Raw genomic sequence first — 5,671 nt, 5'->3', positions numbered from 1 at the left:
AGTTTTTGCCCTTCTCTTATAATTTAAGTTCTTCCCTTTAGTAAATTTAGGAAGCCTATCTCCATGAGCTTCAATTAATTCGTTAGTCATACTCCAGATTTCATCTAACGAAAGTACAGATGCAGTATGTGGATCCATCATAACCGCTTGATAAACATAATCAATGTTCTCTGTGAGTACAGCTTCAACTACTAGTTGTTGAACATTTATGTTAGTCATATTCATTGCAGCCAAATGAGGTGGGAGTTCACCTACATGTATTGGTTGTATTCCCTGTTTGTTAACAAGACAAGGGACTTCAACACAAGAGTTTTCCGGTAAATTAGTAATAAGATTTGTATTAAGTACGTTACCCCAGATTTCCCGTGTTACTCCGGTTTCAATAGAATGAATTATTGGTGCACCGTATTCATGACTCTTTTGTAATTCGAATGTTTCATGTTTTTCAATCATTTTCTTGGTTTCAGCAAATTGTTTTAAATTATTTTCACTTCTTCTAATATACTCATCAATAGGAATATCATAATCTTTTATTAAGTTATCCCTTTTAATAAAATAAGGCGTATATTCTGATAGATGCTCACTTGATTCTGTAATAAAATAATTCAGTCTACTCATCATTTCAAAACGCACTTTGTCTTTCGCATACACTTCATCCTTTTCCATCGCTAAAAAGAGGTCGGGATAAAGATCCTTTCCATTTCGTTTCAATTCTAGGAACCATGCCATATGATTAATGCCTGCTACCTTATAATCTAATTCTTCTACTGGTATCCGTAAATAAGAAGCCAACTCTTCTGCTGTATTTTGTACACTATGACAAAGACCTACTGATTTTATTGATGTAGCTTTTTGAATTGCAAGAATCAGCATAGCCATTGGATTAGTATAATTTAATAATAATGCACTAGGACAAACTTCCTCCATATCCTTACAAATATCGAGAACGACAGGAATCGTTCGCAGTGCTCTGAATACACCTCCTACTCCGAGTGTATCTGCAATCGTTTGTTGCAACCCATACTTTTTAGGAATCTCAAAATCTATTAGTGTTGATGCGTGCATTCCTACTTGAATTAAGTTTATAACATAGTCAGCATCAACTAATGCTGACTTTCTGTCGGAATTAGCCTGTACATGAGCTAAATTCCCATTTTCCTCAATAATCGATTCAGCCATTTTTTTTGCCGTTTCTAAACGTTCAGGATTAATATCTGTTAATGAAAAGATTGTATCGTCCAACTCTGGGTAACTCAAAATATCAGATATTAACCTTCTTGCAAAAACTACACTGCCAGCACCTATTATAGTTACTTTCAATATAAACCCTCCGTTTCAATTTAAAAAAGTTTTATTTTATCCTTTCATTGCACCTGATGATAAGCCTTTTACAAAATGTTTTTGCAGTATTAAGAAAAGAATAACCATTGGCAATACCGCCATGATCGCTGCAGCTGCGACAAGGTTCATCCTATTCGCATTTTCTCCAAAGAAACTAGAAAGCACTACAGGGATTGTTTTCACTTCTTCAGCTTGAAGAAAGAAAATAGCAAACTGATAATCGTTCCATATATATACACAAGAAATAATTAATATTGATGAGGTTACTGGTTTTAATAACGGGAATACAATTTTGAAGAAGATGCCCATTGTACTCGCCCCATCAAGTCGTGCCGCTTCCTCAAGCTCCAATGGAATTGTGGAGCGTATAAAACCGACATACAAAAAGATGGTCAAGGGCAGGTAGGCAGCTACATTATTAAAAATAGCAATTTGTCGTGTGTTCATCATTCCTATATCCACTACTAGTTGATATAAAGGGACTAACGCTGTCAAAGGTGGAATAACCATAATAGAGATAAATAACATAAAAATAAACTTGTTTACTTTTGTCTGTCTTCTTGCAAGCGGATAAGCGGCTAAGGAACCGACAAATATAAGTAATACGGCTGATATAAAAGTGATAATTGAAGTATTGAAAAATGCTCCTCCTAAATTGGCACTTTCCCATGCTTCCTTAAAATTTCCAAAGGCAATTTCTGTTGGAAAAGTCCATTTTGAGCTGAAGTCTCCTCTTTCTTTCAAAGAGGTCGTTAGCAAAATATAAAATGGAATTAAATGAAATAAGGCAATCAACAAAGCCACGAATGATAGTACTGCCTTTTTTCTTTTATTCATATAATCCATTAAGCTTCGACCTCCTTTCGTTTAAAGTAAATCAATGCTGACAAACTTATAATCAATATAATCGCAGCCATCAAAATCCCTTGTGTAGCAGCATACCCTGCATCTTGTCTATTAAAATATAAATCATACATAAAGGTAGACATGGATTGCGAAGCATATCCTGGACCTCCACCTGTTAGTGCGATAATTACATCAAATAGTTTTAACCCCCCTATAATATTAATAACCATATTAATTGTGATAGAGGGCATTAATAGTGGAAAGGTTATCTTTATAAATTTCTGAAACCCAGTAGCTCCATCAATTTCTGCTGCTTCATAATAATCTTTTGATATGCTCTGCAGGCCTGCCAAATAAATAATCATTGCTATTCCTACAAACTGAAATGTGTTTACAAACACGATTAACCAGACATTTAATGTTGGATCGCCCAATGCGTTTATTTTCTCGAGACCTAAAAAAACAAGGATATCATTCAATGCTCCACCCTGATAAGCAAAAAAGAAATACCAAATGTACCCCATAATTAAAGGACTAATTATGACAGGTAAATAAATTATGGTCCTAGTAAGCGACCTCACCTTGATACTTTGATTTAGTAATAACGCATACGCCAAACCGATGATATTTTGAAATAGTGTACTTCCAAGTCCATATAATAATGTGTTTTTCACAACAAGCCATGTATTGGAGTCACTAAACATTCTGGAATATTGCTTAAACCCAACAAAACCATAAGATTGTGAAAAACCATTCCAGTTCGTAAATGAAATTTTCAATCCATTAAAGAAGGGATATAGAATAAAAAAAGTAACTGCTAGTAAAGCAGGGAGATACATCCACCAGAGTGAAGAAGTTCTTTGTTTTTTCGGTTTTTTACTAGTTATCATTTGAATGTTCCGTGTTTTATCTAGCTCTATCATAGTCAATCCACCACCTTTTATGGCACTAAGTGTTTGTGAAACATAACAACCTGTTTATTTTATTTGATCTAGTAAACGAGTATATTCTTCACCCATTTTTTTAGAAACAGCTTCTGGAGTAGTTGTACCCGATAACAATTCCTGACCACTCGCTCCCATTGGATCCCACATACCGCTTGGTAAATAAACACGATCAAAATATGGTTCTACTTTTATATCTTTATATTTTTCGTAGTAATCAGAGTAATAGTTTTTAGACTCTGTATTCGTCAGTCCTGCAGGTAAAGATGTGCCCTCAGCAATCTCTTTAACAATTTCAGGTTGTGCAATAAACTCTAAGAATTTCTTGGCTTCATCTTTCACCTTAGAATCCTTCCATACTGCGAAGGTATGACGTTCTCCGCCTATCCAACTCTGTTTATCACCTTCATGAATAATCGGCATAGGGACTACGCCTAACTTAATATCTGGATTCAGTTCTTCAATTAACGGTCCAAGCACTCCACCGCCTACTATAAAACCAATTTTATTCTGGGCCATTAAATCAGCCATTTGTTGGTTTTGTGCTGTTAAAACATCTACATTAAGTAACTTCTTATCTTGCATTTCTTTCAACTTTTCTGGAAGGTATGTATAGTGGGTCCAGTCGAAAGTTCCATCTAGTAATTCTTTTTTATAACTATTACCATCAGCCGTAATTAATAAAGGAGTTGCAAATTGATCAAAGTATTGACCAAATGCACTTTTGTCCGATCCAGCAAACCAAAGCGGGGTTACTTCACCTTTCCCCTTCTCCTTTATCATTTCTAAAGCCTCCATAAATTCATCAAATGTTTCCGGAGGTTTAATATCATACTTTTCTAACAGAGTCGCATTATAAGATAATCCATCTTTTGCCTGGTTAAGCGGATATGCGTATACTTTTCCGGTATCATCCTTAAGTATTTGATCTAACGCAGGATCAAGGTCTTTAACCCAATCCATTGTACTCAAGTCTTCAACATATTCTCCATAACGATTTATTGCCCACCCATGTGTGTCAAATAAATCTGGCATGTCATTGGCTGCCATCTTTACTCGGAGCATCCCTTCGTACTCACTAGCTGGATAATTTTCCTTAATATCAATTTCAGGGTATTTATCTTCGAATTTTTTCACAACATTTTTTATAGTTTTTTGATCCTGTTCACTCGTAACAGTGGAATATAAGTTTAAAGTTACCTTGTCACCAGTTGATTCATCAGTTGAAGTTTCTTTACTTGAACAGCCTGTAGTAAAAGTTGTAATCGCAGCTGCACAGATAACCGTTTTAATGAACCTATTCATTTATACTCCTCCAGTATTATTAATCTCATAAATAACAATATATTGAGAGTAGTTAAAGCTATATGTGTAAGTCTTTCATCCAAGGATTTGCTCCGTGTTCAATAGTTTTAGAGATTGCAGTCATTAATAAACCCTACACCAAATTAGTATGAATAATCCTCGATCATCTATAAAGATAGCGCTTACATTTTACTCACCTCCTTTATATTAATTCAATGAGTGATAGCTTTTAATTTCTTACGGATTTGTACCACAGCTTTGCCTAATGATTAGCTCGGTCGGAACAGTAATAGTTAAAGGAATTTGCCTTCCGTTTAAACGATCTAGTAAAAGTTTTACTCCTAACCTCCCCATTTCTTTTGTATGTACTTTAACAGTTGTTAATGGGGTACTGGCAAATTTCGCAATTTCAATATCATCAAAACCTATTATGGCTATATCCTCTGGGACTAATAGGTTTACTTCTTGAAGAGCTCTTAAAGCACCAATCGCCATTGGGTCGCTTGCAATGAAAAAAGCTTCAGGAACACTTGGTAATTGAAGTGCTGATTTCATAAGGTTATATCCTTCTGCCATCGTATATTCACCAATAAAAATACTGTCAGAGTTGAATTTATTATTTTCTTTCATTGTCTTTATAAAGGTAGTCAAACGTTTATCTTCCATTACAACACTTTGATTTGTCATATGTTCCCTTTCCGTTCCTCCTATATATCCTATATTTTTATATCCAAAATTAATAAATTGTTGTAATGCTCCTTTAGTTGCTTTTTCAAAATCAATAACTACAGCGTCGTAGCGATCGGAGTCTGGGGAATGATTAATATAAACTACATTATCGATATGATTACTAACTGTTTTTAACGTTTGGTCATTTATTCTTCCCACTATTATCAACCCATCTAAATCATTCGGAAGTTGATTACCCATTCCTTCATATAATCTAAATGTTGTTGTATTAATGTTCAACTTTGCCAATTCTTCCTCGATTCCCTGGCGTATAGAAAAAAAATAGGGATCACTTAACTCTTCTTGAACGGAATGGCACAATAAGATGCTCACCGTTAATTCATCTTTACCGATATTTTTCTCTTTTGTTCTATACGGCGTTCATAAATTGTCTTATATCCTAGCTTTTTTGCTGTTTCAAGTATTCGGAGTCTTGTCTCTGTTTGAACTGAAATAGTCTCATCATGATTTAATACTCTTGAAACGGTAGATGAGGATACATTTGT

Annotated in this window: 4 protein-coding genes and 1 pseudogene; all 5 read right to left on the bottom strand. The window is 34.7% G+C overall.

All coding sequences use genetic code 11. The features are described from left to right. Positions 1-1,323 (bottom strand): alpha-glucosidase/alpha-galactosidase (melA, locus tag WYK_RS08515; RefSeq protein WP_081704823.1); only part of this gene is annotated, 1,323 nt, incomplete at its 3' end. A gap of 33 nt (positions 1,324-1,356) precedes the next feature. Further along, positions 1,357-2,187 carry a carbohydrate ABC transporter permease gene (locus WYK_RS08510; protein ID WP_040374097.1) on the bottom strand — a complete coding sequence of 277 codons (831 nt, stop codon included), beginning with the start codon at positions 2,185-2,187 and terminating at the stop codon, positions 1,357-1,359. After that, positions 2,187-3,077, bottom strand: a complete 891-nt coding sequence (locus WYK_RS08505; RefSeq protein ID WP_407951474.1) for a carbohydrate ABC transporter permease — start codon at positions 3,075-3,077, stop codon at positions 2,187-2,189. The genes WYK_RS08510 and WYK_RS08505 overlap by 1 nt, the downstream gene beginning before the upstream one ends. A gap of 87 nt (positions 3,078-3,164) precedes the next feature. After that, complete coding sequence (locus WYK_RS08500) at positions 3,165-4,436, bottom strand: ABC transporter substrate-binding protein (RefSeq protein WP_040374095.1); 1,272 nt, start codon at positions 4,434-4,436, stop codon at positions 3,165-3,167. Positions 4,437-4,673: 237 nt separating this feature from the next. After that, positions 4,674-5,671, bottom strand: a pseudogene (locus WYK_RS08495) (LacI family DNA-binding transcriptional regulator); the annotation flags it as partial.

The organism is Peribacillus psychrosaccharolyticus ATCC 23296, from assembly GCF_000305495.1.
Taxonomy (GTDB): domain Bacteria; phylum Bacillota; class Bacilli; order Bacillales; family DSM-1321; genus Peribacillus; species Peribacillus psychrosaccharolyticus.
Note: the sequence above shows the minus strand (reverse complement) of the source record. Positions and strands in the feature narration are given on the sequence as shown.